We start from the raw sequence: 26,253 nt of genomic DNA, 5'->3' as shown, positions 1-26,253 counted from the left end.
CGCGGGACAAGCCCGCTCGCCACAGAGGGTTTTGGCAGCCTTTTAGAGTTGTTCTAGATCAGGCGTCTTCATCGCCGAAACTGGCTTTGCCTGCGCTCTTGGCAAAATGGTTGTACGCCGCACCCAGCTTGCGTTGCTCGAAGATCGAAAACACCAATGTGCCGAGCAGGATCAGCATCCACACCAGAAACAGCTTCAAGGTATCCACCTGAGCCACAAACAGCAGCAGCGTGACCACGCCGCCGATGACCATGCCCAATCCCATCCACGCACCCAGCACCCGACCCACCGCCAGGCGCATGCCCTTGGGCAGGACCAGCTGGGTCGCCACCATCACCACGATGATCGTCAGGAAAAAACCAAACGCCGCCATGAACGGAATCGGGAAACCGCCCTCGCGGTACAGCCAGGCCAGCAGCCGATACACGGGGCCCAGTGGCGCCATTTGCTGACACGTGTCGGGACCGGGTAAATGCAGTTGGGCAAAATGCGCGGGCGTCATGGCCATGATGCCCACGCCGATCATCCCGACCACGGCGGCATAGAAACCACCGGCACGCCACAGCGGCGTCAGCACGCGAGTGTTTTCTACATCCTGGGTCAGCGCCAGGCCGAACACCGCGTTACGCTGTTTGCCTTGGGCAATCGCAGGTTTGCCGTCGCGCTCACAAGCATCGCCAATCAGCATCACGTCCAAGTCCTGGACCAGCAGGGTCTCGCCTTGGCGTCGGGAACTGCCGACGAGTTCGTAGTCGTCGGGGGCCTTGTTGCCGAACAGATCAATGCCTTCGGCGATCACGCGGATCTCACCCGTTGCATCCTGCAGGCGAAAGTCATTGCAGCGCGCCTCGCCGGATACCCGGCTCCAGCTCCATCGCCCGTCGTCGTCTTTCTTGCCGTCCTCGACAACCCAGACATAGCCCACACACGGCTTGCCATTCACCGGCGACAGCTGGGTTTTGTCGGCAATCACTTTGCCGCGCACTTCCACCAGGCCCATCGCCAGCGAGCGAATCTGGCTGGTGGCCAGCCGCTGTTCGGTTTTATAGAAGTTGGGCCCGAAGCTGAGCAGCAGGCCGACCAGAATGCCCACGGGGAAAAACAGCGCTATAAAAATGTGCGGTGCGTAAGCAATCAAGCTGATGATGCCTGCGAGCAACACCAGCGCCAACGCGGTTTTCCACTTGGGTTTCTTCGCGACGACGCCTGCCTGGGTGGTTTTCATGCCCCCGGCACCTCAAGCTTTACGCCTTCGTAGCGGGTTTCTTCGGCGCTGATCGCCAGCAACGGAATACGCTGATAGCTGAGCATTCGCGCAAAGAACAGGTCGGGGAACACCGCGATGGCGATGTTGTAGAGGTTGACCGACTCGTTGAAGAACTCACGCCGGTCGGCAATGCGCTCTTCCACCGCCGAAATGGCCTGCTGCAATTCGACCATGTTCGGCCCGGAGATCAACGCCGGATAACTCTCTGCCACCGCAATCACCGACTTGAGCGCGGCATTGAGCTGGTTGGACGCATCCACCTTGTCGTTGAGGCTGCTGGCATTCAAGTATTGGTTACGCGCGTCGCTCAGCCGCGTAAACAGCGCGTTCTCGTGGTTCATGGCGGTCTGCACCACGCGCATCAGGTCGGGGATCTGGTCGGCCCGTTGCTTGAGCAGCACGTCAATGTTGGCGAACGCCTTATCCACATCGTTACGCCGCATGACCAGGCCGTTGTAGACCCCGACCATCCAGCCGATCACGCCCACGACAATGATCAGCACGACGATGCCGGCGATTAGCAGTTCTATGTTCATGGAAGGCATCCCTGGCTGAGTTATCCACAGGGAGGCATTCTAGGGGGAACCTGACAGGCGTATGCGGTATTGGCGCACAAAAACGATAAACGCCGATGACCGGTTGCTTCGGCGGTTTTCTACACGTTTTTCGCCCATAAAAAACCCTCGATTGCCGAGGGTTTTTTAAGTGATTGTGATGAAACAATAAAGATTGTCACAGTGCCCCTCGTATTCCGGGGTCCGTAGGTCATTACAAAGCTAGCTCCATAAAAATAAAATTTGTCACAAAACTCAAAATCTCCAAAAAAACGGCTCAATTGCAAACAATAAAGATTGTCACGAGGCCTTTGGGGTTGCGAAATTCGTAAAGAGATGCGCTGGAACCGTTGGCAACGCACATCACACAGCACGCCGACTCATTACGGCATGTCGAGGTAGGCGGGGTGTGAGTATGTCCCCCACCTGTTATCGCTGATGCAGAATTGACCCATCTGCCGACCTGGCGTTGCCCCATAAGGAGTTAACCCAAAGTCAGACCTGCTACCGCTTTACGAAGTAGAAGCTTGGGTCAGGGAAATCTCGGCAGCTGGGTCAAGTCTGCATAAACGGCAACACATCAGGCCTCTTCATCGAACTCCGCGCCTATCCATGAAACGGTGCCTTTCGCGGTTCTACCCACTTCCAATAGAAACAACTGGCCATTTAGTCCAGGCTGTGAGAAATCAATGCCGTCATCTTTAGGTGAGTAACGTCGGCTGCCTGGTTGCGTTGGACGGAATGCCGAGAGTAGGTATCTTTGGGCATTTATGCCTTGGTACGCAGGCAAGTCTGCGGAGATACCACCTACATAAACCAGTGGAAGAAATCTATTTGGGTAATCGGAATACTTCGGAGCGTGATGGCCTTATGCCACCCCCCAGTCTGGGCTCCGCGAAAAGGGGGCACGCCTTTGGATAGACCGAAACGCCGAGTACGGCACTCAGATAGACGGATAATAATGGACAATGCCCAAGCCCAAGCTATAAACGGTATAGCGGTGACCGCCGACAAAAACTGGATCACTGTCAGGCCTGACCAAATACATTAGATCGAAGTGCGGGATGAGCACTTGTAAAATTGTAGATTTTTTATAGTGGGCCGCAATTAGTTCTACGGCGCCCAATATAGATTTCTAATCGAGCGCACCCACTTGTTTTGAAGGACATTTTAGTTATCTGTATAAAGCAAAACGGTAAGATATTTTAATTTTATAGTGGCAAGGAATGGTGGCCCTTCCCATTATCAACTCAACAATAGGAGTTACATTGCAAATGTGAAATGCAGGCCAGGATATTTATAAAAATGGTTAATCACATTTGTTTAAAGAGCAAGCGGAGAGCATTGTCCTACCAGGGCGACGCTTAACAATTAGGTAAGCCCAAGAACGTGAAGTACTTGGGCGCTTTACCTAACCGAGGAAGTCCTGGCAGTAGCCTCCCTGAATTTGCAAGCCTCTAAGCTGTCCCTAGGCACGCCGTATTTCATAGTGATATGACGGTCAGGGCGAAAGGTGATTATAGCTTGAAATGCCCTACTAAGGTATTGAACGACATGGCTAATTTTGATAATTCATGACTGGATGAGCTTGTCTGATTTGCACCACATGCGGTTTGCGTCGACAGATCATGAATGTTGACGAGGTTTTTATCCACCTCACGGGCAACTTGCGCCTGCTCTTCAGACGCACTTGCAATTACCAAGTTTCGCTCATTTATCTGACCAACGCCTTCACTGATCCTCTCCAGGGCATGGCCAGCTTCAGCGGCGAGTGTTTGAGTACTTTTGACAAGGTTCCGGCTTTTTCCCATTGCCTGAACCGCATCATCAGCGCTGTTACGCACCTGACTGATCATTATCTCGATCTCCCCTGTCGAAACCTGTGTACGATGCGCCAAAGCGCGTACCTCGTCGGCTACGACAGCAAAGCCACGGCCCTGCTCACCAGCCCGTGCGGCTTCGATTGCAGCATTTAAAGCTAGTAAATTGGTCTGCTCAGCTATGCCACGGATTACGTCCAGAGCCTTCGTAATGCCGTGAATCTGTCCGGCCAATGCCTCGACAGACTGGGTGGAATCGATAATTTCCACTGTCACCGTATTAATAGACGTCACCGCCTGCGCCACTTGTTTCTGGCCTTTCAGCGCATTATCAGCCGTCTGAGTGGAAATCTGGGAAGTGCTGACTGCATTGCGTGCCACCTCTTCCACTGCGGCAGTCATTTCATTGACTGCAGTAGCAGCTTGTTGAATTTCATCGTTTTGTCGCACCAGATCACGGGAACTGTCTTCAGTCACTGACGTGAGCTCTTCCGCTGCAGACGCCAGTTGATTCGAAGCATCTGCTATCTGCCGCACTGTGTCTTTGAGATTGTCCTGCATGTGGGATAGTGACCGTAGCAACTGTCCAGTTTCGTCGGTACCTCGTACTTCGATGGACTGTGTCAAATCACCTTTGGCAACTCGCCCTGCAGCTTCAACTGATCGCTGAATTGGACGAATGATCATGTTAGTGACAACCATACCGAGTGTTGCGGCACCTACTACAGCGACCAAGCACCCTATGATAAGTATCCAGGTAACCTGTTTGTTAGCGATATCGCCAGTTGTGACTACGTCAGCAGCCTGTCGTGCATTTGATTCGACCATGATCTTGATCTCATCCACAGCGATACGGTAAGCAGGTCCAACGCTGCTTGTGGCGACTTTTCGAGCCTGGTCAATGTCACCATGAGTGAGTGCAGTAAAACCGGTCTCGACGGCTGAAATGTAGGTCATCCAGTCACGTTCGAATTTGTCGACAGCAACTCGCTCGTCATTTTGTAGCGGTGTTTCACGGTAAATTCTGAAGGCAGTCTCGGCATCGGATCTGTTATCACGATACGACTGGATGACGGCATTGACGTCGGCGGCGCTGGCGTTCGCAGCGGTCAATACGATGGCTTTGAAAAAGTCCCGGTTAGTGGCAATCACATTTGCCTTGAGCGTATCGGTCTTCTGAATCGAGACCAAATTGGTGCTAACGGTCTCTTGTAGTTGACCGTACATCTTGCTGATGCCGGACTGGCCCAGTGCTGCCACAGCTATGGTGATAAGGGAGCACAAACCAAAAGCAAGCAGCAGTTTAGATTTCAACTTGACATTTACCAACAAAGACATAAAGTTCTCTTAGGGGTTTATAGAAATTTGAAACGGAGCTTTATATCGGCCGGATCCCGGAAGACTTGAGGGATTGTTGGAAAATCTTGATGCGTTTCTCGTCGTACCAGCGAATGTATGAGTCCATGCCTTGAATGAACTGCTCAATGCTCGTTGACTGCCAGTTGTGAGAAGAACAGCTCCGTCTTTAGCCGGCCTAAGAAGCCTTCACAAGCCGCGTTATCAGGTGAGCACCCCTTGCGCGACATCTACCGAATCAGCTTCGCATCAGCGATGCGGGATAGCCAGCCGGGCCATCGGTAGTGTGAACCACAGGCCGTTTATCGTTGCCGGCCACCGTTTTAACGGCGGCATCCAGCATCGTGTTGAAGAGCCCGGCGTCGGGATGGGTGCCGATCGACCAACTGATAACCTTCCCATCGAAGCAGTCGATGATTGGAGACAGGTACACCTTGCCGGCCCGGATCTGGAACTCCGAGATGTCAGTCAGCCATTTCTCATTCGGAGCAACAGCTTTGAAGTCCCGGTTGACGAGATTCTCCGGCGCGGGACTGACCTCTCCGAGGTAAGAACCGTATCGAGGCCGTTTGGGCTTGGAGACCACCAGGCGCTCCTGCTTAATCGAGCGCTCCACCACCTTCTCTGACGAACGCACGCCCGCCCACTCAGCAAAGCCCTCATACGTCGGTAGCCATAGCAGCGATTATTGCACTCGAAGATGTCTGCCATAGCACGACGCACTTCGGTGTATTTTTCACCCACCTGCATTCGGGCTCGTGAAAGGGAGGCCGGCATTGTCGAGCGAGGAAAGCGAAGGCTGATGCCCAGCGGTGATTGGCTAGCCCGAAATGAACTATATGCTCTGATTAGACAAAAAGCGTATGCGTGCGACGCTGCTGGCTATCCGGAGTGAGTTGAAATACCGGCGTCATGAACCCATCCAGGTTCAAGGGCAATGGCTTACCCGAGTAGTGAGTGGGTACTTTAATTACCACGCGGTACCGGGAAACTTGAAGCGGCTGAGTGGCTTCAGGAAAGCCGTTTGTCGATACTGGCGCCAGGCGCTCATGCGACGTAGCCAGCGAAATCGGCTGCAATGGTCTCGCTTCGGGTTGCTCACAAATCACTACATACCCAGCCTAAAGAATGCACACCCATACCCTGAGGATCGCTTCGCGTCACGTACCCGAGGCAGGAGCCGTATGCGGTAGTTCCGCACGTACGGATCTGTGCGGGGGGGGGGGGGCGGGTAACTGCCATCCCTACCGCGACCGATGAGGTGGGCCACTTCCTCATTCAAGCATGGGACGAAGAAAACTTCTTTCGTAGCTCACGATCAACTTCAACGCCGTCGCCTCTTCCACCAGGCGCACACACTCCTCATCCTGCGCAGCCTGATCGCGATACCGTTCGTAATCCGCGAGGGTAGCGAAACTGAACAAGCAATAGGCAATGTTGTTGGCACCTTCAGCGGGCAGAAAGTAGCCGTGGTGCTCGCCTCCCAGACGGGTCACCAGACCGATCCACTGGCGCGAATAGCTTTCGAATGCAGCGAGTTGGTAAGGATCGATAACGTATTTGACGTGACAGGTGATCATGCAATCAGTCCTTTGAATTAAGGGCCATCATTCTACCCTCTACAGGTTTCACTCTCGCACCCTAGTATCAAGGCGCAATCACGCAAAGTGTGTTGGGCGGACGCTTACTACGCCGCGCCGCATTTTGCCAAATGACTTCACGACTTTCATGGTCTTCACGCTTCTCGACACCGGTGAATCGCCCCGGGTTTTCTAGACACTCTCAAGGCTCGCTGCGTAACGCTTTTCAAACTCTACCGGTGACAGCTGATTGTTGAAACTGTGGCGTCGTTTTGGGTTGTAAAACATCTCGATGTAATCGAACACATCATCTCGAGCATCCTGGCGTGTAGTGTAGATTTTACGCTTGATCCGTTCCCGCTTCAGCAACTGGAAAAAGCTCTCCGCCACAGCGTTGTCGTGGCAATTACCTCGACGACTCATGCTGGCTACCAGGTTGTTAGCTTTCAAGAAGCTTCGCCAGTCTGAGCTGCTGTACTGACTGCCTTGATCCGAGTGGATCATCACCTCTTGCTTCGGCTTACGTCTCCAAACCGCCATCAGCAGTGCATCAATGGCTACGTCGCTGGTCATCTGCGACTTCATTGACCAACCAATGATCTGGCGTGAAAACAGTAAGGGGCCGGCGAACACACCTTCCGAACCCCGGCATTAAGGTCGATTGTGTCCGCGTAATTTAAGCGGACGCAATTACCCTTAATATCAGGATCGCCATGCGTGAACGTAAGTCCTACTCAAAATCATTTAAAGCCCAAGTGGTTCACGAATGCCAACAGCCTGGTGTTTCCGTAGCGGCCATCGCGATGAGTCACGGTATCAACGCTAATGTCGTACGCCGCTGGTTACCGCTTTTTCGTGATCAGCAGGCAGTCGTGTTGCCAGCGTTTGTTCCCGTCAACGTCGCACCGGTCAATCCCAAGCCAAAGGCTCAAGCATCGGCGGTTATTGAGCTGCCATTTGGCAAGCAAACCATCACGGTGAAATGGCCCGCTTCCGATCCCGAGGGCTGCGCTCAGTTTGTCCGTGGATTTGCCCTATGATCCGCGTCGACAGCATCTGGCTCGCCACCGACCCCATGGATATGCGTGCTGGCACCGAGACCGCTCTGGCCAGGGTGATTGCGGTGTTCGGTGCGGCGAAGCCGCACTGTGCTTATCTGTTCGCCAATCGCCGTGCTACCCGCATGAAAGTCCTGGTGCATGATGGGATTGGTGTCTGGCTGGCCGCACGACGGTTGAACCAGGGTAAGTTTCACTGGCCAGGTATTCGACAAGGTTGCGAGATGGAACTGGACGCCGAACAACTTCAGGCCCTGGTGCTTGGCCTGCCTTGGCAGCGTGTCGGCGCTGGAGGCACCATCACACTGCTTTAAAAATGTAATTCGCGTCTTGGCGTGCTGTCGCCAGCGATCTGCTTTGGTAAAATCCAGGGCATGACTTCCTTGCCCAACCTCGACCAAATGACCTCCGACCAACTGCGTGCGTTAGCAGCGCAGTTGATGTCGAAGGTCGACACCATGGGTAGGAAGATCCATCACGATCAGACCCTCATCGAACAGCTGACTCATGAAATCGCCGTCCTCAAGCGACATAGGTTTGCCAAACGCAGTGAGCAGATCAGCCCCGAGCAAGGCAACTTGCTTGACGACTTGCTGAATACTGATCTTGAGGCTATCGACGCCGAATTGAGCGCACTCTTGCCGGCCCCGGCTCCAGAGCAAACACGTCAAAAACCCAAGCGTGCACCGCTGCCAGCCCAGTTTCCACGTACCGTGATTCATCACGAACCGGAAAACACGCAGTGCTCTTGCGGCTGCCAGCTTCAGCGCATCGGCGAGGACGTGAGCGAGAAGTTGGATTACACGCCGGGCGTGTTCACGGTCGAGCAACATGTGCGTGGAAAATGGGCCTGCCGTCAGTGCGAAACACTGATCCAAGCGCCAGTTCCGGCTCAAGTGATCGACAAGGGGATTCCGACCGCAGGTTTGCTGGCTCATGTGATGGTGGCGAAGTTCGCTGATCACTTGCCGCTGTACCGGCAGGAGAAAATCTTTGGACGCGCCGGTTTAGCGATCCCGCGCTCAACACTGGCCCAATGGGTCGGACAGACCGGTGTACAGCTTCAGGTACTGGCTGATGCTTTGCGAGAAGCGGTTCTAGCGCAACGAGTTGTCCACGCCGACGAGACGCCGGTGCAGATGCTTGCGCCCGGTGAAAAGAAAACCCATCGAGCCTATGTTTGGGCTTACTGCACTACACCGTTTTCGGCGCTTAAGGCGGTCGTCTATGACTTCAGCCCGAGTCGCGCCGGTGAGCATGCGCGTAACTTCCTTGGTTCCTGGAATGGCAAGCTGGTGTGCGATGACTTTGCTGGCTACAAAGCCGGTTTCGAGAAAGGCATGACCGAAATTGGCTGCATGGCTCATGCGCGTCGCAAGTTTTTCGATCTGCACGCGGCGAATAAAAGCCAACTGGCCGAACAGGCACTGCACTCGATTGGCGGCCTGTACGAAGTTGAGCGCCAGGCGCGCGAGATGAGTGACGAGGATCGCCGCCGAATACGGCAAGAAAAAGCAGCGCCGTTGTCAAAAGCACTGCACGAGTGGATGCTGACTCATCGCGATCTTGTGCCCAACGGATCAGCAACAGCCAGAGCCTTGGATTACAGTCTTAAACGCTGGATAGCGCTGACGCGCTACCTGGAAGACGGTGCTGTGCCCATAGATAACAATGCAGTCGAGAACCAGATCAGGCCGTGGGCACTCGGACGCTCCAACTGGTTGTTTGCCGGATCGCTTCGCAGCGGTAAACGAGCGGCGGCCATCATGAGTTTGATCCAATCGGCACGCATGAATGGGCATGATCCGTATACCTATCTCAAAGATGTGCTGACGCGGTTGCCGACGCAACGTGCGAGTGAGATTGAGCAGCTACTTCCGCATCAATGGACACCTGCCTGATCTGCGCAAGGTGGTTCACCATCCGCTTACATTCAAGAGTGTGCACAGCCCGGCGCTTCAATTGCCAGCGTCGCGCTCGGCCATAGCCTCAATACAAACCTCGTCCACAAATGGATTCGCCTGCAAACGCAGAAAAGCACCGCGCTGCAACCTGCTTTTATTCCGCTCCCGATGCAGCTGACGGGAGCAAACTCGCAAGCTGCATCGTCGAATATCTTTGTTGAAATCCAGCATTCCCGGCGCAAGTTCTTCGAATTGCACGCTACTAACAAGAGTCAGCTCGCCGAGCAGGCCCTGCGTTTACGAAATCGAGAGAGAAGTCCGCGATCTGGCGCTGGATTTACGGTGCCGAATACGGCAATAAAAAGCCGTACCGGTGATGGATATGCTGCATGCCTGGATGATCGCCCAGAGTGATCTTATGCCCGAAGGTTCTGCTATCAGCAGAGCACTCGATTACAGCCTTAAACGCTGGGCAGCGCTGTCGCGCTACCCTCGCTGACGGGGCTGTACCCATTGACAACAACTGGGCCGAGAACCAGATCCGGCCGTGGGCTCTTGGACGCACGAACTGGATCTTTGCAGGATCCTCGCGCTGTGGTAAACGCGCGTCGGCGCTGATGAGTATGATCCAGTTGGCCAAACTCAACGGGCATGACCCATATGCTTACTTGAAATACTTTCTGGCGCGACTGCCAACGCTGCGTGCGAGTGAGATCCCCGAGTTGTTGCCGCATAACTGGATGCCGTTACGCAACCCGGATCCCCGTTCGTTTAGCTAACGCGAGGTGTTTTCCTCACCGCTTACTGTGACCCTATCAGCGATTGATGGCGAAGTGCCTGGTTTTTGAGGATTTCAAGTTTGCTGCGCACCTGCCGCTATTCTTTTCAAGGAAATGACGTTCCTAACTCCATTTGACCTCCTAATGAGTAATCTCTATGTCTTGGTTGATAAGTCTGAAGCTGAAGTCCAAGCTACTAACTGCATTTGGTCTATGCGCGTTGATCACTGTTGTTGTGGCAGCGCTGGGGCAGTCCGGCATCGCCACGCTGTATGGCCAACTGCAAGATACTGTGACTAACAACCTGGTCTCGATCCAGAAAACCGACGCAATCAAGGCAAACGTGATTTCCACCAACCGTGATTTCTTCAAGGCCATTGTGCTAACGGCTGCGAACGCGAGCCCTGACGAGGTCAACGCCGTTATGCAGTCGTATCGCGATAATCAGTCTGAGGCTCAAGCTGCATTCAAAATTTACCGCGCCACCCCGCTAGAGGCAGACGAACGGGCTGCGGGCGACGATTTCGAACGTGACTGGCCAGCCTACATTTCTGCGGTGGACTCGGGTTTTGCCGCGCTCAAAAGTGGCGATATTACCCAAGCTAGAAGGCTAGCTACCAGCAGCGTGACACCGGCCTACCTCAAAGTCATTGCTGAGATCAAGATCATAATCGAGTCCAACACTCGACAGGCTTTTGATGTCGCGAAAGCAGGCGAAAGCACTAACAACCAGGTGACCTTGGTGCTTATCGTGGGCTGTATAATCGCCATGTTGTGTGCTGGCTTACTTGGAATGATCGTCACTCGCATGATCACCCGACCGATTTACCTATCGGTAGAAGGCGCAGACCGCGTCGCTCAAGGTGATTTGACGCAAGCCATAGAGGTTCGGGGCACCGATGAAACTGGACAGCTGTTACAGTCTCTTTCCGTTATGCAAAGTAATCTTAAAGGCACCGTTCAGCACATTGCCGACGCCTCGAACCAACTGGCTTCCGCAGCCGAAGAATTGACTGCGGTAACAGAAGACAGCACGCGTGGATTGGTGCGACAAAACGACGAAATCCAACAAGCGGCTACTGCGGTTAACGAGATGACGGCTGCCGTGGAAGAAGTGGCGCGCAACGCAGCCAGCACCTCTCAAATCTCCAGCCAGACTGCTGAAGACGCATTGAAGGGGCAGAAGCAGGTACAGCAGGCCGTGACTGCTATCAATACTGTGGCAGAGGAAATTACTGATTCCACGCAACTGGTCGAGGCATTGGCCGGACAGATCCACGACATTACCAAGGTATTGGAGGTCATCCGTGGTATTGCTGAGCAGACCAACCTGCTTGCGCTTAATGCTGCGATTGAGGCGGCACGTGCCGGCGAGCAAGGCCGTGGTTTTGCTGTAGTGGCCGACGAAGTACGTGCTTTGGCGCACCGTACTCAAACATCCACTGGCGAGATCGAGGCTATGATCAGCAGGGTTCGTGGCGGTGCTGACGATGCAGTGCAGGCCATGGGAAAAAGCCAAAACCTTGTTCGTAGCACTCAATTACTTGCCACTGAAGCCGGCCAGGCACTAGAGCGGATCAGTAACGGCGTTAGCCAGATCAATGAGCAAAACCTGGTGATAGCAAGCGCAGCAGAGGAGCAGGCTCAAGTAGCGCGCGAGGTGGATCGCAACTTGGTTAACATTCAGGATCTATCTACCCAAACTGCGGCGGGTGCCAACCAAACCAGCGCTTCTAGTCACGAGCTATCTCAGTTAGCCATTTCGTTTAATAAATTGGTAGGGCAATTCCGATTGTAGGTTGACACAATAAAAATTGTGTATTGTGTCCGCTTAAACGTGGACACAATTTTCATTCATGAATGTGTGAGTTCCCGAGGTGTGTTCGCCATCCGCTTACTGAAAACAGATCGAGCACCACGGCCAAATACAGCCAGCCTTCATATGTTCGGATGTAGGTAATGTCTGTGACCCAAACTTTGTTGGGTTCTCTGACATCGAATTGGCGCTTCAGTAAGTTCGGTGAGGCAACGGCTGGCTTACCGCCGTATTTTCCAGGCCTCCGTCGATACCCAGTCTGAGAACGTAAACCTTCAAGGCGCATCAACCTAGCCACCCGGTGACGGCCACAGCTCTCACCAACCTCTCGCAGGTCATCATGGATCTTTCGATAGCCATAAACGCCACCGCTTTCCAGCCAGGAGTGTTTGATCAATCCAAGCAGTCGCTGATCGTCCTTGGCTCGCGCAGATTTTGGTTCTGATAGCCACGCGTAGTAGCCGCTGGGATGAACCTTGAGCGTCAGGCAAAGCCGTCGAATCGCGTAATGACCCGCTTGCTGCTTAATAAAGGCGTACTTCAGCCGCACTCCTTGGCAAAGTACGCGGCGGCCTTTTTTAAGATGTCTCGCTCCTCCGTCACCCGTTTCAGCTCGGCACGTAGACGACGAACCTCAGCGCTCTGATCATCCTCCTCAACGCGCTGTTCCTGAGGCTTGGTGTAGCGCTTAACCCAGGCATAGAGGCTGTGCACAGACACACCCAATCGTGCAGCCACCTCCGAGACAGGAAGCTGCTTTTCGGTCACTTGCTTGACCGCCTGGATTTTGAATTCTTCGGGATAACGCTGGTTGCTCATGGCACCTCCTAATGGGCCTCATTTTAAGGCTTGGAGGTGTCTACGAAACTAGGGGCGATTCAGGGTGCCATTGGCGATGGGCGCAGTGCGTCCGACCCAAGGTAAAACTCTGGCCGTTATGCAGGTGTGCGGCGGCTCTCAGTCTTTCAACGTGGTGAATCAGTTGCGGGTACTAGGTCGCTGGATGCGCATGGTGACGATCCCCAATCAGTCTTCAGTGCCCAAAGCGTTTACCGAGTTTGACGAGAATGGACGTATGAAGCCTTCGTCCTACTACGATCGCCTGGTCGACGTGATGGAGGAGCTGATGAAGTTCACCCTGCTATTGCGTGACCGTCAGGACTACTTGGTAGACCGTTACTCGGAACGCAAAGAGTCGGCTGAAGAGCTGTCGAAACGAGTGAATCAGCGCTCCATCTGAAGATAGGTTAGAAAAATATTCAGCAATTCCGTGGGCACCCGAGTTAACGGAGCGCGCCGCCTTAACAATGCCAGCTGCGATCGCGTACTCGCTTGGGTTGATTCTACTCGGCTGCGGCTGGATTAAAATGACATGCCTTCAGACACCTGAATCAGCATTTCTTCGACTAGATGTGTGCCGTGAGATGTAGTGACCATCGCCGATGGGCTTTCTCCCAAAAAACGGGCTTTGGGTTTCGAAAGCCATTGTTTGGCCTTCCCTTTGTCACCGAAGATCACCTCGGCCATGGCGGTAATGTGTCCAAACCGGAACAGGTGGTCACTCTCATGCAACGTTAAAAGCTGATTGGCTGCCAATTTTGTTTTGAGCGCTTTGGGTTGAATTATTCTGTCGCGTTCTTCGTCGCTTAGGGTTCCATCATCACAAAGCACCTTGATCAGGCTGGCCGAGAAGCCAGCTACAATCATGTCGTGAATGTCCAGATCCGAAGCATTGACGGAGATATGAAGAAGCGCCTCCAGACGCGTGCGGTAAGCATGATAGGCATCATGACGCAGGACGCCAGCAAACATGGGTCGCACTGATGCTGCGTTGTCCATGGGCGTCAGCACTAATGTGCCATCCGCTACCGTTAGCTCCAGGTCGTCCCCAACACCTAACCCCATTTGGTCAAGCAACTCTGGAGGTAGGTCAATGATGATGTCGCCAGTACCGTCCTCAGTATTATGGCACTTGACTATCCAACGCTCGCTCATGATTGTCCGGCCCTCATCCGCGATTAGAGAATGACACACATCATTATGCTCGGGCGCAGAGCTGACCAAAGGAACGTGCACTCCTCCGGTAGACATGCACTGCCGCTGCTCGAACGCCGGATAGCGAGTGCAACAGCAAAAAATGGGGCAATGGCTTTGCCGCCTTTCCACCGTCACATGGTTACGAGCTTGAGCGTGATCTGGCAACTACACAAAAAGGATATGACATGAACCCTGATGAGCTTTATGTTTCCGTCGACGTCGAGACTTCTGGACCTATACCAGGCGAATACAGTCTGCTTTCCATTGGAGCTTGCCTTGTAGATCAACCTGCCACGTCCATCTATCTTGAACTACGACCTGACAGTCCAAAACACGACCCAGAAGCACTGGCAGTATCGGGGCTGAGTCTGGAGAAGCTGGAGCGCGAAGGACTCACTCCGCAACAGGCGATGCTGACATTTGGTGAATGGCTGAAATCATCCTGCCAAACGGGGCAGAAGGTCATTTTCGTAGGACTCAATGCACCGTTTGACTGGTCATTCGTCAACTACTACTTCCACAAATACTTGGAAACCAACCCCTTTGGTTTTACCGCTATCGACATGAAGGCCTACTTCATGGGAGCTGTAGGTTGCAGCTGGCAGGAAACAAAATCATCCAAGATGACCGCTGCCCTGAAGCCACTCAGCGAACCGAACCATAACGCATTGGATGATGCTCGCTTTCAGGCAGAGCTCTTCGCGCTAATGCTGGCGGGTAAGGTAACCGCTGACATGCCTCCCATGGCACCGACTTGAAGCTTATCTAAGCCAGGTTGCCTCAACATATCTGCCGCCCCTGAACGACCAAGCCTTGATGCCTTCTGGTTTTTCGGACTTGCCAACGATAACGGCTATTGGGTGCGGCAGATCCTGCGTGTAACGCGCAGCAAATCTGGAGAAACTTCCTATATCTGCCGGAGAAATCACCGGAACAGATTGGGGATGCGTATGCCAATAGCCCACCAGACGTAACCCTTGTTCGTTGGCAGCTTGGATCTCCTGACGGCACCGCTCCGCATCCAACTCTAGCCAAGACCAGCCTGACCGATCGGCGCGATGAGGCAACGTGGCCAAGGCCAGCAGCAACCCTTTCGGACTAACCGGGTTGACGAATAACTGTCCCCCTCGCTCCACGCCAAAAAGGCCCTGCCGATGACTATCCAAGATGTTCGCGACAGCTTGCGACACCAATAGCTCGGAATCCACCTCCGCCCATCTCCAGCGCCAAGCGATATCCGTCATACCATTTCATCCTTAGGTTCCGGCCATCCGCGCTCGAGTAGGAGTTGCTGCGCCCCCTCTGGCAGTTTGGGCCCATGGTATTGGCCTCCTAGGCTCGGCACATCTTCAGGCCTGTAGATACTGCTGACCCAAGATGCAGTGGCAATGTTGCCGGTCAATGCGCGTAAAGCCGTGTGGGACACCATAGAGGCAATATTGGTCATCCCCAGTGATCCGCCTGGAATAAAGCTCTCCCCACACGCCGGCAGTGGAACCACACCTCCTCCCGGCCACTCTGTAAACTTATGAAGAAAATCGCCGATGTCCGTGAATAAATGACGGCCATCAAAGGTACCGGCTGGTGCGAATAGCGCGTGGCCTACCTGGGTATACGGTTCGCTCCAGGCTTGTAAAAGTCCCCAAGAAACGCCGCTGGATTTGGCTCGCCATACAGTGACCTCCGACTGCCAGTCTGCTGTCGTAATCACCACAAGATCTGCGTTATCGAATACTTCTGGTTTGCTGCTCATAACTACTTCGGCGAAAGTCGAATAAGCGGTGCATTCTGTAGTCGGAAGATCTAACAGAATCTTGTCCCTCAACGCTGAGGCTTTCAGCCTCCCTAGGCTATCCGCTCCCAGAACGTGCCTACCCAGATTGGCTGACACCAGAGTGTCAGGATCGATGAGGGTAAGGTGGCCGACACCGGAGCGTGCCAATTGTATTGCCACCGCACTGCCTAACGAGCCAACGCCAACACAAACGACCCGAGCATTTTCAAGGTGCTTTGCAGTGCCGCTTATATCGCGGGACAGAATGGACGCACGATCAAGCACGTCTAGGGCAGTTGCGCGGACAAGTGCCGGAGGATGTGCATTTGCGATGGCTGGCCGGCGGCGCGCTGTGCGCAAGCCAAACTTTGCCCCCCGCTCTTGCTGTACGCCAAGCGAGCGCACATTGAGGCAATAAGTTGGAGCATCCGTCCCCCCAGGAAGCTCCAGGACAATCCATCGACTCGCCAACGTTCCATGCAGCTCAAACCATGCCAGCAATTGCTCGGCATCGTCTGGTTGAAGGTGTGGCGTGAGCCACAGCAATAAATCTTCTGGATTCGGGGTGCGGATATCCGGATAAGTCTGAAGCTTGACGTAAAAACCAGGTGTTTCGGCCGCGCGAATGACAGCGGAGCGCCCAACAACCCGTCGGTAATGCCCTTTGAGTGCAGCTATGTTCGATGCTAGCCAAACCGTTTCCTGACCGGATGGCAGAGCCCGGCGCGGATCGCTGAGAGCAAACAACTGCGAGGCAGCCTGAGGTCGATCCAAAAGTAAAAGGTTCTGGTACGACTGTCCGTGCTGAAAAGACCAGTAGGTAGTGATCTCATTCTGAAATTCGATATCGCGCGTTGCCTGACTTGATCCCATCTTGGACAACGAAACGATCTGGGCCAAGCGAGCAAGGCTGTCCTCTACCACGACCTCCGGAGAGCCCATAATGGGGCGTTCCTGAAAGCCATGAAGGCAAAGCCCCGACTTAGTGGCATGCGGCCAAACCAGCCATGGAGAAGGTTCGACGTTCAGCCGCAAGAGCCCACGGGGAAAGTTGGAGGGGAAACCAATACGCAGTCGTCGCTCCTGCCCCGTGTAATCGATGGGCAAGGGGAAGTGAAAGCACGCCGCTTCGTCAGCCCGCATGGGTGCGGGCTGGAGCAATGCATCGGCTGCATCCTGACCTAGGGTATTTCGCAGTGCTGCGATTCCGCGCTGCAATGGCGTCTTAAGAGGATCAGCCAAGGCGTCCAACTGGCTTTACGCTCGACTGAGAGGTTCCGCCACCGCTGGCCCCTCCGAAGAGCGAACCCATCGAAGCAGAGTTTCGAGTAGTGCCATCCGGTCGACCGGGCATCGTCCAATTCGCAGGGATCTCATTGTTCACTGCCGTAATGAATGCCGGTGCAATACCAAAATTCTTTTTCACTGCCTCGGCAAAGGAATCGTTGGATTCAAAACTTTCTAAACCCAATGACACAGATGCACTGGCGTCCGCATGCCACTTGGTAAATGCTTGGCGATAGCCTTGCCCCTCGCCGGGTCGATTCCACTTCTCTGCAAAGTTTTCGCCGTTATCAGCAGGGTTGCAGACAAAGCAATCGCTACCTCTTTGCGCGATGTGCTGCGGCATTCTGCGAACGATTTCCAGAATTGCATCGAGCGGTGCCAGAGGCTTCGACTGGGACTCCTTCACGACATCCAGGTACGCGTGAGTGGCCAGAGTAGTGATAACTGCAGATATGGGCCGAGTATCAGCGCTCCTTGTTTTGATGGCCCATTCATCGCGATGCCGCTTAAGCAGCTTTATGGTCGCACGCAGGGGATCTTGATCGATGTAGTCCTGATAATGCGGCAAAGGATCTTGTGTCGCGGCATCAAGCATTCGCTGGCTTTTGGCAATCACCAAGCTTTCCAAGGAGATTTCCTGGGCGGAAGCGACCTGCAACCAATTCGAGTAAGGAATAGGGCTGCTTGCTTTCCACCCTGTGACCCGATCCGGAACCTCCAGCTTTCCCTCGCCATTTGCTTCGCCATTTCCGTTGATCGCGCGGGCAGGTGTGACATCGATGTGAAAACCTGGATTTTCATCGGCATAAACGATCCGAATACCACGACGTAGTTGCTTAACTTCTTCCTGAACGCGGGAGCCTTCTCTAAAACGCTGTTCAATCGCCTCTAGAACTTCCTTCGCACCAGCGCCTTGAGCGTGAGGGAGCCAGATAATCGCGTCCGCATCAATGGTGTCCAGATCCGCAGGCGCGCCGGGAATTGGCTTGATGGTGGTTTTCAGCCGCATTGAGCCCTGAACGAAGATATGGGCCTCAGCGAGCAACGGATTGTCAGAAGCCGAGAGGATTTTTTCCAGTTGGGAGTAGCGGTCGTTGATTTTTTCGTACTGCGCTTCCGACAGCGAGATTTCCCGCGCGGCGCGAAGCAGAAAATATTCCCAACTGCTGCGCTTGGTCTGTTCGTTGCTCAAAAGCATTTACATAGCCTCCTGGGCCACCGAGCCCAATTGCAGTGTTTGCGTAAACCGATCTTGGTTGTCCTTGTCCCGATCGAAGATCAGGTACGTATGTTGATGCTGCGTTGTGAGCAACGCGCCAAACTCGATAGCCAGTGCCGCAGGGATGGCGGCGAAGACGTGGATAGGATTAGGAGTCAGAGCCTCAAGCTGGCTCAGTCGTATTTGGAGCGCGTCGCGAAAGGCATGAATCACCCTACGGTTCTGTACCATCGCGTAGCTTGGTTCAGGAATCGACAGCTCTGCAATACGTGCACCGGGTAGAGCGTCGGTCACGTCGCGAACTGGAACTTGCGCAGAAATGGAGAGCACCAACGCCAGTGGACCATCGCCGTTGGGTGGAGGCGTAAATAGAAAACTGGGCGGCTCAGCAGACTGATCGGGCCAGCGCAAAAGATGCTCGCGGTGAAAAGAGAAGATTAAGCGTTTGGAACGATCGCCGATGCTCTGGCCCAACATCATCAAAGCTGGGATATCGGCCAAGCCTACTACTGCTAGCGCGGGCGAGTCGCCATAGGTGCCGCCGCGACGCTTGAGTTGCTGCTCCAGCTCGTACTGGATGCTGTCTTTGACGTTCTGCCAATAGGCAGCGTCCCTGCCGCGCGGTCCGGGCGCAGGGAAGGCAATTTTGATGCCTTGATCGAAGGCGGTTAATCCCTCCGCAGACATCGCAGTCAACAGATCGCGAACGGGAATATCGTTGATCGTCTGGAAATGCTGACTCTGGACAATGAGAGGAATCGCTCTGCCACCATCAGGGGTCGTTGCGGCGATTCGGATGCGCTCTAGGTATGCTTGGTGTAAACCACTCAAATCATTTTCAGGATAACCGTCTGCGTCACGATCAATTTTGTCATGACAGCCTGGGCACAGGAGCATCAGGTTAGCAGTATCGTTCGTGTGCGCCTCAGCATCATGATCCGCGCGTCCCCGAGGCCCCTTGGGACTGGCGGGTAGGATATGCGCCACTTCGCCCCATTTCATTGGCTTGCCGGCACGATAGTCGAACGTTAGATCTGTGCCGCACAGTTCGCAATGACCAGCGGTCTGTGTCCATACGATCCGCTTCGTCTCATCATTCGTGTTAAAGCGCCCACTCGCGGGCTTAGCGTCTTCTGGTTCTGCCATTTCGACCTACCCCCGAGAAACATCCATGATTGAAAACGATGATGGCAAGATAAGATCATATTAAGGTCATTTGCCGCGATTTCAAGGTAAGCGTCTGCGGATCACACCTTGCTTTTCGATTGCAGTTCAGGACGGATGGCTTACCGAAAACCTACGCGTAGCTATGAGAACGGGAAGAAGCTGCCTACCCATTTCCGAAAGTTGATATTCAACCCTGCGAGGTAACTCACCGAAATCAACCCGCTCAATGAGACCATCATTAGCCAGCTGCCGCAGTTGCTCCGTCAGTACTTTTTGCGTGACGCCTGGCAAATCCCGCTTTAGCTGCAACGTGCGCATTGAGGGATCGGAGTAGAGCCTGAAAAGAATGGGTAATTTCCAGCGCCCCTGGATCATCCGGATCACACGAGCCACGTGCGCGACTGAACCCTCGGCCCCAAGACAGATTTCACGCTCCTCCTGAGGGATAGGCACATAAAGGTGCGTACTGGTTTTGTCCATCATCTAGCTCTACCTTACGAAGTTAACAGCATTGTAAAAGGGAACTGGCACGTGGACTTGAATTTGGACGGTAAGAAGGCGCTGATCACCGGCAGCAGCAGAGGGATTGGCGAAGCAATCGCCAGGAAACTCGCCCTTGAGAAAGCCGTTGTCATCGTCCATGGTCGCGACGAAGCGCAAGCAGAAAAAGTGGCCAATGAGATCATTACCTTGGGCGGATGTGCCCATGTTGTGGTGGGTGATCTTACACACGATGACGAGGTGCAGCAGTTGGTAGAGGCGGCGGAAAATCTCGCCGGATCGATAGACATATTGATCAATAACGCTGGCGGCTCGGGTGGCGTGAAAGAAAGCTGGCATAATACGCAGCCTGCCTCATGGGCGTCCGCCTATGATCGAAATGTTCTTGCTGCTCTAAGGGTCACGACGCGCTTATTACCCAAAATGCAGCAAGCGAAATGGGGGCGGGTGATCAATATTTCCAGCCTTGCTGCAACGATGCCGCCACCCACTGCGCCAGATTATTCGGCTTGCAAGGCCGCGATCAACGCAATGACTGCATCCATGGCCAAAGCAGTAGCGGCGGACGGGGTGACCGTCAATGCCATATCTCCTGGCACCATACACAGTTCGACCCTTGACGCACGTTTTCGCGAGGTGGCCGAGGAGCGAGGCCTGTGCAGCAAAGATGCGCCATGGGAAGAAATCGAACGCCTTGTTCTGCCATTGTTTGCTCAAGTTCCTGTAGGTCGAGTCGGCCAGCTGGATGAAATCGCAGCGGCCGTTGCATTCCTTGCCAGCCCAATCGCGGGGTACATTACGGGCATCAATTTAAGGGTCGATGGCGGTCTTTCTCCCGTTCTCTAGTATTCTTGCCAGGTGATGTTAAGCGGGCGCCCACTTATGCGGTAGCAAATGCGTAATCTCACCCTGCCCGCTGCGGCGGCAAGCGCGTAAGAACGTCCATCGAATAGGCATACGGATCATGCCCTTTTAGCCGGGCCGTTTGGATCAAGCTCATGTTCGCCGCGGCGTGTTTTCCGCTGCGCAGTGAGCCGGCGAATAACCAGTTTTTATGGCCTAACGCCCACGGCCGGATTTGATTCGTAAGTGTCCAGGGAAAGCATATTCGACGGGCTGTCGAATGGGTCTAGCACATCCGCTAGATATCCGAGGTATTGCCACCGCAAAGAATGGTAGCGACCGTTTTCTGGGATTTACATTGTCCGGATTCCAATATGGCCGCCACGCCTACCGCCCCCGCCGGTTCAACTACCAGTCCAAAATGCCTGTGGCAAAACTTCATTGCTGTCGGCGCCGATGCCGAAGTGACCCAGTTGCCGAGATTTCACTGCCCCAGCCTGACTCCTCGTGAATCATTGTCTGTGCTGGATTTTGCAGGTTTGGAGATGGTGCAGTCTTGCGTCGGCAGTTGGGTCAATCCAGGGGCAGCGCCAACAGCCTCCCAACCGCAGGTCATGACAAATAACTACCCGCCGTCACTTATCTTTTCGAGCAGCATCGGGAGTATCTCGGCGGCAACCCCGATCAGCATCAACTCCTTTTGGTCACCCATTGCAACATCAGCCTTATTCACATGAATGACTGAAGCACCAGAAGCTAATGCAAGGTCGGGAAGGCCTGCGGCGGGCATGACTATCCCAGAGGTGCCCACCGAGACCATAAGATCGCAATTCTTGACCAGAAGGATTGCCGCCTTCCAGGATGAGGGTGGCAAATCCTCTCCGTACCAGACTACCGCCGGGCGCATTCTTCCATTACAACGCTGACATCTAGGAGGCTCGATCAGAGCGCCATCCTCAGGCACTGCGGATTGATCAGGAGATACAACCGCGGGCCTATGGCAGGCGAAGCACTTGGGCATTGCTAAGCTTCCATGTAAATGCAAAACATTTGAAGATCCTGCTCGCTCATGGAAGTCATCAATATTCTGGGTGATCACAGAAACCTGGCGCAGTGAGTGAGCCATGCGTGGTATCGCAAGATGTGCGGCATTTGGCTCGGCCTGAGCGACTCGGAGACGGCGCCATAGATACCATCCCCATACCAAGGAAGGATTTTCCCGGAAGGCCCTGGCCGTCTCTAGGTCCCTCGGATCGAGCCCGGCCCAGACACCTGAAAGTTTTTCGCGATACGTAGGGATACCGCTATCGGCGGAGATACCAGCGCCCGTGAAAAAGACCACCTTCTTGGCCTTCTGTAGTAGGTCTGCAGCTTGTTCTACGACAGTCATGGCACCAATTTTCTCCCATCTTCGCGCTTTGGATTAATGAGCTGTTGATGAGTACTAATACTATTTGCCCAAGCAGGTCATCTTCGATGAGCAAGGAGTTGGCTCGTGTGCCTGCTTGAAGGAGGCACGTGGCCATAAGCAGTCCGTTGCAAAGGCAGTTTTCAGTGCCTGCCAAATGTATTACCAGTCTTCCATTGAGGAGCAAAAAACAGGGCTGAATGTTCCTATACCCATTTTTTTTGCTTGCTCTTCAATTCGGCCAGCCTGCAGCACATCTTGCTTAGTGGGAAAGTGGCGTAACAAAAAATGAGCATCTCTTCTAACGCGCTCGGACACCTCTGTGTCGCTAGCGAGTTCCATCAGGAAAGCGTGAGCTTGTGCAACACACCTTGTCCGTTCGAATGGCATCGTCATTTTAGCCTCCACGTGTTGAAATCGATAGATCAATGCAATAGAGAATAGCCAGTCAATAGATATCCTCACCGTCTACACCCGAATCCATGTAACCAGGGCTTATCAGGTATTGGGTGAGCAGTTTGTGATGCGGGTAGCGATTCTCGAAGCGTTTAATCAAACCATTGAAAATTTCTTCTCCCGCAGGTGTCCCGGTAACTCGACGGATCACGAAGTCGGCGATGGCCAACCGCACTTCAATTTCACTCTTGTCGAGTGGGATCCTCTCTACATCGTCATCAAGCTGGATGCTCGGACCATACCTCAAGGGTTGTTTTGTCATTTTTCCCTACCCGCCCGAAGAGTCTGATTGGTCAAAATTAACCGTACATAAGATTCCGGTTGATACTGCTACCGCATTTGCTGACTCAAATGTTGGATGCTGAAAAAACATACTCCACATTCCAAACGAATGAAATCACCGGAATTCTGTGTACAGTTGTAAATTCGAGCGCATAAGTGTAATTTTTGATCGAATCCTACTGAGCACAGCATTGAAATCATGGTAGCCTGGAAGTATGTGAAGTGGCTAGGGCGAGCAGAGATAAAAAAGCTTAAGCTAGCGTAAGAAAAACAAAAAATCTGTTACTTGCGGGTAAAAGATTTAATCACTACAAGTTAATTACCATTATAGGCGCGGATTCTCCTGAGGAACTCCAACGTGCCGCAATTTCTATAAATAAATAGTACGCGCGGGTAGTCAACCGACACGCCCGAGTTGACTCACCCCCCTACAATATAGGACATTTTTTTATGAAAAAATCTTCAAAATCACAGACTAACCAACAATCAACTACAGAATCGCCACTACTTTAGTTATGCCCCCTAAAATGCATAGTAGAGACTGCTTCAAATAAACATAACTGCAAACACAAACAATCTTATTTGCTTCTTTCTATTGCGTAGTTAAAGGCAAAGATTGCATTTACTACCTTCAACACTTCCCGACATATATATCGGATAAGTAAACAGCAAAAATTCGCTTAAGATAAGCACTTGAACTGAGCAAACTCGTCAAGTGATGCCCTATTACGCGAGTGTTACCAACAAATTTCCACTGGTGAAGAAAGTGATCTATGCTCCGTTCCCTGGCGAATTTATGGAATCAGCGTTACGTAGAGGGAAGGAGGTCCAGGGGATAAAAAACTTCCGAAAAAATGATTTTCACATCCAGAAAATCAGACTAACTAGAGGCAAGGGTAGTTGGAGACTTGTATTGCCATCATTCTTCGTGGATGACAATATTGCGAAACAAGTCGTAAATGAAAATACGCTTTATCCCCTTTTTACAGTTTTAGGCCGTGGCGTACACGATAGTAAATACACCCCTACACAGGGATGGAAAATCTGCAGAACGTGCGTGACCGAGGATATACAGAGTTATGGCTCTCCGTACATACACGTAGCGCACCTGCCTCGTTCTGTAACGCTGTGTTATAAACATGCTGTACAACTACATGATAAATGCTTATCTTGTGGAATTTCGATCTACGCGCATCAAATGGCGTCCCTTACCGACTGTAGCGCTTCATTTCCTGAGCTTGCTACCGCTATAGGAACACCTCATCACGACTACGCGATTTTCGTTAAAGATCTGTTAAATTTTCGGGGTTCGACTTATAATAATTTAAGCGTAAGCCGTCATCTTTCTGAAAAATATGTAAGATTGATGTATGGCGAAAATTATGCCCTTGGTTACTCTTCATACCGCAGCGATATCAGTCAATTTTTAGGAATGGCATTCAAAGACACAAACAGTGAATATCACTCTTTTGATATGTCCTTAGCGCTGGCTTTTCTTGTATTCAAAAACGCAGATTCATTCATCTCATTTATTCAACGACCCATTAACAAACCAAATCCACGCGAAACGGTCATCAGTTCAGCGCCTCAGTGCTGATCAGTAGCTAAAGTATTTGAGCCGACCTCAGGGCTTCCTGAGGTCAACGTAGCTCCCCTGCAACAGAGAGGATTTCTAACACCTCCTCTTCAGTTACATTAGACAGCCTAATCCCAGCAAATCGGTATACGACGCTCAAAGCGCTTCGTTTAGATAGAAGATACTTCCTCGCCGCCCACCTTATTTTACGAACTTGATGGTCATGATCAGATTCGAGCATATCGCTCATCAAAAGAGTGCTGATTGGGAATTTATCAGGCATCCTCAAAAAGTCTTGGGAATGGGCGACTCTTCTGCTTAGCGCGGCGCGGGTAACCTTTTGCGGTTTGCCCTGCGAAAACAGGATCTGGTCCCTGGCGATCAGCAAATCTCGAGAAAGGGCCTCGTCCCTTCCCGCCCAATCGACCAAACCCGTTATTCGCTTAATGAACGGATGGCCAGATACATACTGGGCTAACCAATTCCTATCATGGCGGTATAACCAATGGTAGCCAGGCTTTTCATGGCACTTCACGTTCTTGCTGCTGGAGAACGCCTGCCGACGCGCCTCAATTTCGCTCACCTCTACGGGCGCACCAGTATCGCTGCCCCCAGTCGCTTCCCCAATGCAAATATCAGCTTGGGGATGGAAGGATTTGAGATGCTCAAGGCCTACCTCGAGAAGCCAGCAGAGAAAGTAGAATTTCAAGGGCTGTACGACCGTCCTGCGTGGGCGCACGACACCCAACACCCATTCCCAGGAGCAACTGAGCTCCTCAAACTCGTTACCGCGAGGGCTAAAGAGCAGACGAGGGGTCAAGAAACTCTTTAATGCCTGTAGCCTCACCCGGCCAGCCTTGAGAAACCCCATCTCATCCAGACGATGTCCAAGGAAGTTCCTGGCCAGTAGATTATGTACATCCGCAGGGTGTTCGAGTCCCCAAAGTTGCATTTCACTTACTTCATCAGCTGCAGGCCCGCCAAGAGACTGCATCACTGGCAACCCTGCCACTTCTGCCGGAAACAGCATGCAACGCCAGTCTGCTCCATCCGGAAACTTAATACCGCGGAGTACCTCTCCATGGAGGGGGCAGATGCAAGTGCCCGTCGCTTGGTGAATACGATGCCAGTAGGCTGAGCCGCAATGTTGAATGTCTTCTTCAACACATCTCTCGCAGTATCTGAAAGATGCGTGCTTGAGGAATCCTGAGGCTGTGATGCCTAGGCTCATCTTGAGGCCTGTGCCGTCGTTACTAGTCATGGCGACACGCGCAGCACGGCTCTTCGAGTCACTCAAGAAAGGTTCGTACAGAGGCAAAAGGGTAAAACGCTCAATCAACTGCTCTACCGAATATGCTGATGCCAACCGTTGCGACAGAGCACCCAAGCAGCATGGCAAGATAGAGCCACAGGTTCTGGAATACACACCAAACAGCTCCTGGCTTGTCCGGCGATAGCTGTCGTTCGACAACAGCCTGTGATAACGGACCGCCAGGCTGTAGAGAGACTCGTCAGGGAAAGGTTGAGGAAATCCATGCAAGCGATCCATAGACCTGATCTTCCGGGTTC

General features: G+C 53.0%; 21 protein-coding genes and 6 pseudogenes. 9 read left to right on the top strand and 18 right to left on the bottom strand.

Going from position 1 to position 26,253, the window contains the following annotated elements; all coding sequences use genetic code 11:
• Positions 1-58: 58 nt before the first annotated feature.
• The 6 genes and pseudogenes from ACM530_RS10055 to ACM530_RS10030 form a co-directional block, all read right to left on the bottom strand.
• Positions 59-1,225 (bottom strand): hypothetical protein, encoded by a 1,167-nt coding sequence (locus tag ACM530_RS10055; protein WP_416364696.1) that lies wholly within the window; start codon positions 1,223-1,225, stop codon positions 59-61.
• Positions 1,222-1,803, bottom strand: a complete 582-nt coding sequence (locus ACM530_RS10050) for a LemA family protein (protein ID WP_145158389.1) — start codon at positions 1,801-1,803, stop codon at positions 1,222-1,224. The genes ACM530_RS10055 and ACM530_RS10050 overlap by 4 nt, the downstream gene beginning before the upstream one ends.
• A gap of 1,535 nt (positions 1,804-3,338) precedes the next feature.
• On the bottom strand, positions 3,339-4,979 hold the full coding sequence (locus ACM530_RS10045; RefSeq protein WP_103696139.1) for a methyl-accepting chemotaxis protein: 1,641 nt from the start codon (positions 4,977-4,979) through the stop codon (positions 3,339-3,341).
• 40 nt (positions 4,980-5,019) lie between these two features.
• Positions 5,020-5,756 (bottom strand): annotated as a pseudogene (locus ACM530_RS10040) (IS3 family transposase); the annotation flags it as partial.
• Between the two features lie 515 nt (positions 5,757-6,271).
• Entirely contained in the window at positions 6,272-6,577 is a 306-nt protein-coding gene (locus tag ACM530_RS10035; RefSeq protein WP_044319746.1) for an NIPSNAP family protein, read from the bottom strand.
• A 192-nt stretch (positions 6,578-6,769) separates the two neighbouring features.
• Positions 6,770-7,192: pseudogene (locus tag ACM530_RS10030) on the bottom strand (IS3 family transposase); the annotation flags it as partial.
• A 98-nt stretch (positions 7,193-7,290) separates the two neighbouring features.
• Here ACM530_RS10030 and tnpA point away from each other — a divergent pair.
• From tnpA to ACM530_RS10005, 5 genes and pseudogenes are all read left to right on the top strand, one after another.
• Positions 7,291-7,617: an IS66-like element accessory protein TnpA gene (gene tnpA, locus ACM530_RS10025; RefSeq protein WP_103724637.1), complete on the top strand. Its 327-nt coding sequence runs from the start codon at positions 7,291-7,293 to the stop codon at positions 7,615-7,617.
• The gene (gene tnpB, locus ACM530_RS10020) at positions 7,614-7,949 is read left to right on the top strand and encodes an IS66 family insertion sequence element accessory protein TnpB (RefSeq protein WP_416364695.1); all 336 of its coding nucleotides are present in this window, start codon (positions 7,614-7,616) and stop codon (positions 7,947-7,949) included. Before tnpA ends, tnpB begins: the two co-directional genes overlap by 4 nt.
• A 60-nt stretch (positions 7,950-8,009) precedes the next feature.
• Positions 8,010-9,536 (top strand): IS66 family transposase, encoded by a 1,527-nt coding sequence (gene tnpC, locus ACM530_RS10015; protein ID WP_099264962.1) that lies wholly within the window; start codon positions 8,010-8,012, stop codon positions 9,534-9,536.
• Positions 9,537-9,767: 231 nt separating this feature from the next.
• Positions 9,768-10,318, top strand: a pseudogene (locus ACM530_RS10010) (IS66 family transposase); the annotation flags it as partial.
• 157 nt (positions 10,319-10,475) lie between these two features.
• Positions 10,476-12,116: a methyl-accepting chemotaxis protein gene (locus tag ACM530_RS10005; RefSeq protein ID WP_416364694.1), complete on the top strand. Its 1,641-nt coding sequence runs from the start codon at positions 10,476-10,478 to the stop codon at positions 12,114-12,116.
• Positions 12,117-12,204: 88 nt separating this feature from the next.
• Here the strand turns inward: ACM530_RS10005 and ACM530_RS10000 are convergent.
• A pseudogene (locus ACM530_RS10000) lies at positions 12,205-12,953 on the bottom strand (IS3 family transposase); the annotation flags it as partial.
• A gap of 64 nt (positions 12,954-13,017) precedes the next feature.
• Between ACM530_RS10000 and ACM530_RS09995 the strand changes: the two are divergent.
• Positions 13,018-13,374, top strand: a pseudogene (locus ACM530_RS09995) (NAD(P)H-dependent oxidoreductase); the annotation flags it as partial.
• 122 nt (positions 13,375-13,496) lie between these two features.
• Here ACM530_RS09995 and ACM530_RS09990 read toward each other — a convergent pair.
• Positions 13,497-14,129 carry an antitoxin Xre/MbcA/ParS toxin-binding domain-containing protein gene (locus ACM530_RS09990; RefSeq protein ID WP_416364693.1) on the bottom strand — a complete coding sequence of 211 codons (633 nt, stop codon included), beginning with the start codon at positions 14,127-14,129 and terminating at the stop codon, positions 13,497-13,499.
• A 227-nt stretch (positions 14,130-14,356) separates the two neighbouring features.
• Here ACM530_RS09990 and ACM530_RS09985 point away from each other — a divergent pair, with 227 nt between their 5' ends.
• Entirely contained in the window at positions 14,357-14,929 is a 573-nt protein-coding gene (locus ACM530_RS09985) for an exonuclease domain-containing protein (RefSeq protein WP_416364692.1), read from the top strand.
• A 3-nt stretch (positions 14,930-14,932) separates the two neighbouring features.
• On the opposite strand, the gene ACM530_RS09980 is transcribed toward ACM530_RS09985, so the two are convergent.
• From ACM530_RS09980 to ACM530_RS09960, 5 genes are all read right to left on the bottom strand, one after another.
• Positions 14,933-15,415: a Mov34/MPN/PAD-1 family protein gene (locus ACM530_RS09980; protein WP_416364691.1), complete on the bottom strand. Its 483-nt coding sequence runs from the start codon at positions 15,413-15,415 to the stop codon at positions 14,933-14,935.
• Entirely contained in the window at positions 15,412-17,196 is a 1,785-nt protein-coding gene (locus ACM530_RS09975; protein ID WP_074848054.1) for a ThiF family adenylyltransferase, read from the bottom strand. The genes ACM530_RS09980 and ACM530_RS09975 overlap by 4 nt, the downstream gene beginning before the upstream one ends.
• Positions 17,180-18,430 (bottom strand): nucleotidyltransferase, encoded by a 1,251-nt coding sequence (locus ACM530_RS09970; protein ID WP_056854279.1) that lies wholly within the window; start codon positions 18,428-18,430, stop codon positions 17,180-17,182. The genes ACM530_RS09975 and ACM530_RS09970 overlap by 17 nt, the downstream gene beginning before the upstream one ends.
• Positions 18,431-19,597, bottom strand: coding sequence for an SAVED domain-containing protein (locus tag ACM530_RS09965; RefSeq protein WP_416364690.1), 1,167 nt, complete (start codon positions 19,595-19,597; stop codon positions 18,431-18,433).
• A gap of 126 nt (positions 19,598-19,723) precedes the next feature.
• The gene (locus ACM530_RS09960) at positions 19,724-20,101 is read right to left on the bottom strand and encodes a winged helix-turn-helix transcriptional regulator (protein WP_242201294.1); all 378 of its coding nucleotides are present in this window, start codon (positions 20,099-20,101) and stop codon (positions 19,724-19,726) included.
• Positions 20,102-20,149: 48 nt separating this feature from the next.
• On the opposite strand from ACM530_RS09960, the gene ACM530_RS09955 reads away from it, so the two are divergent.
• A complete protein-coding gene (locus ACM530_RS09955) occupies positions 20,150-20,965 on the top strand; it encodes an SDR family NAD(P)-dependent oxidoreductase (protein ID WP_242201292.1) in 816 nt (271 codons plus the stop codon).
• An 18-nt stretch (positions 20,966-20,983) separates the two neighbouring features.
• On the opposite strand, the pseudogene ACM530_RS09950 reads toward ACM530_RS09955, so the two are convergent.
• From ACM530_RS09950 to ACM530_RS09935, 4 genes and pseudogenes are all read right to left on the bottom strand, one after another.
• Positions 20,984-21,203 (bottom strand): annotated as a pseudogene (locus tag ACM530_RS09950) (transposase domain-containing protein); the annotation flags it as partial.
• A gap of 384 nt (positions 21,204-21,587) precedes the next feature.
• Positions 21,588-22,352, bottom strand: coding sequence for an SIR2 family NAD-dependent protein deacylase (locus ACM530_RS09945; RefSeq protein ID WP_416364689.1), 765 nt, complete (start codon positions 22,350-22,352; stop codon positions 21,588-21,590).
• A gap of 180 nt (positions 22,353-22,532) precedes the next feature.
• Entirely contained in the window at positions 22,533-22,766 is a 234-nt protein-coding gene (locus ACM530_RS09940; RefSeq protein WP_416364688.1) for a BPSL0761 family protein, read from the bottom strand.
• A 52-nt stretch (positions 22,767-22,818) separates the two neighbouring features.
• A complete protein-coding gene (locus ACM530_RS09935) occupies positions 22,819-23,088 on the bottom strand; it encodes a hypothetical protein (protein WP_416364687.1) in 270 nt (89 codons plus the stop codon).
• 777 nt (positions 23,089-23,865) lie between these two features.
• Between ACM530_RS09935 and ACM530_RS09930 the strand changes: the two genes are divergently transcribed.
• Positions 23,866-24,705: a hypothetical protein gene (locus tag ACM530_RS09930; RefSeq protein ID WP_416364686.1), complete on the top strand. Its 840-nt coding sequence runs from the start codon at positions 23,866-23,868 to the stop codon at positions 24,703-24,705.
• Between the two features lie 43 nt (positions 24,706-24,748).
• Here ACM530_RS09930 and ACM530_RS09925 read toward each other — a convergent pair whose 3' ends face one another.
• Entirely contained in the window at positions 24,749-26,233 is a 1,485-nt protein-coding gene (locus tag ACM530_RS09925; RefSeq protein WP_416364685.1) for a TnsD family Tn7-like transposition protein, read from the bottom strand.
• Positions 26,234-26,253 lie beyond the last annotated feature (20 nt).

Source organism: Pseudomonas sp. NFX183 (assembly GCF_047943075.1).
In the GTDB taxonomy this organism is placed as follows: domain Bacteria; phylum Pseudomonadota; class Gammaproteobacteria; order Pseudomonadales; family Pseudomonadaceae; genus Aquipseudomonas.
This window is presented reverse-complemented; position numbering and strand designations above follow the sequence as displayed.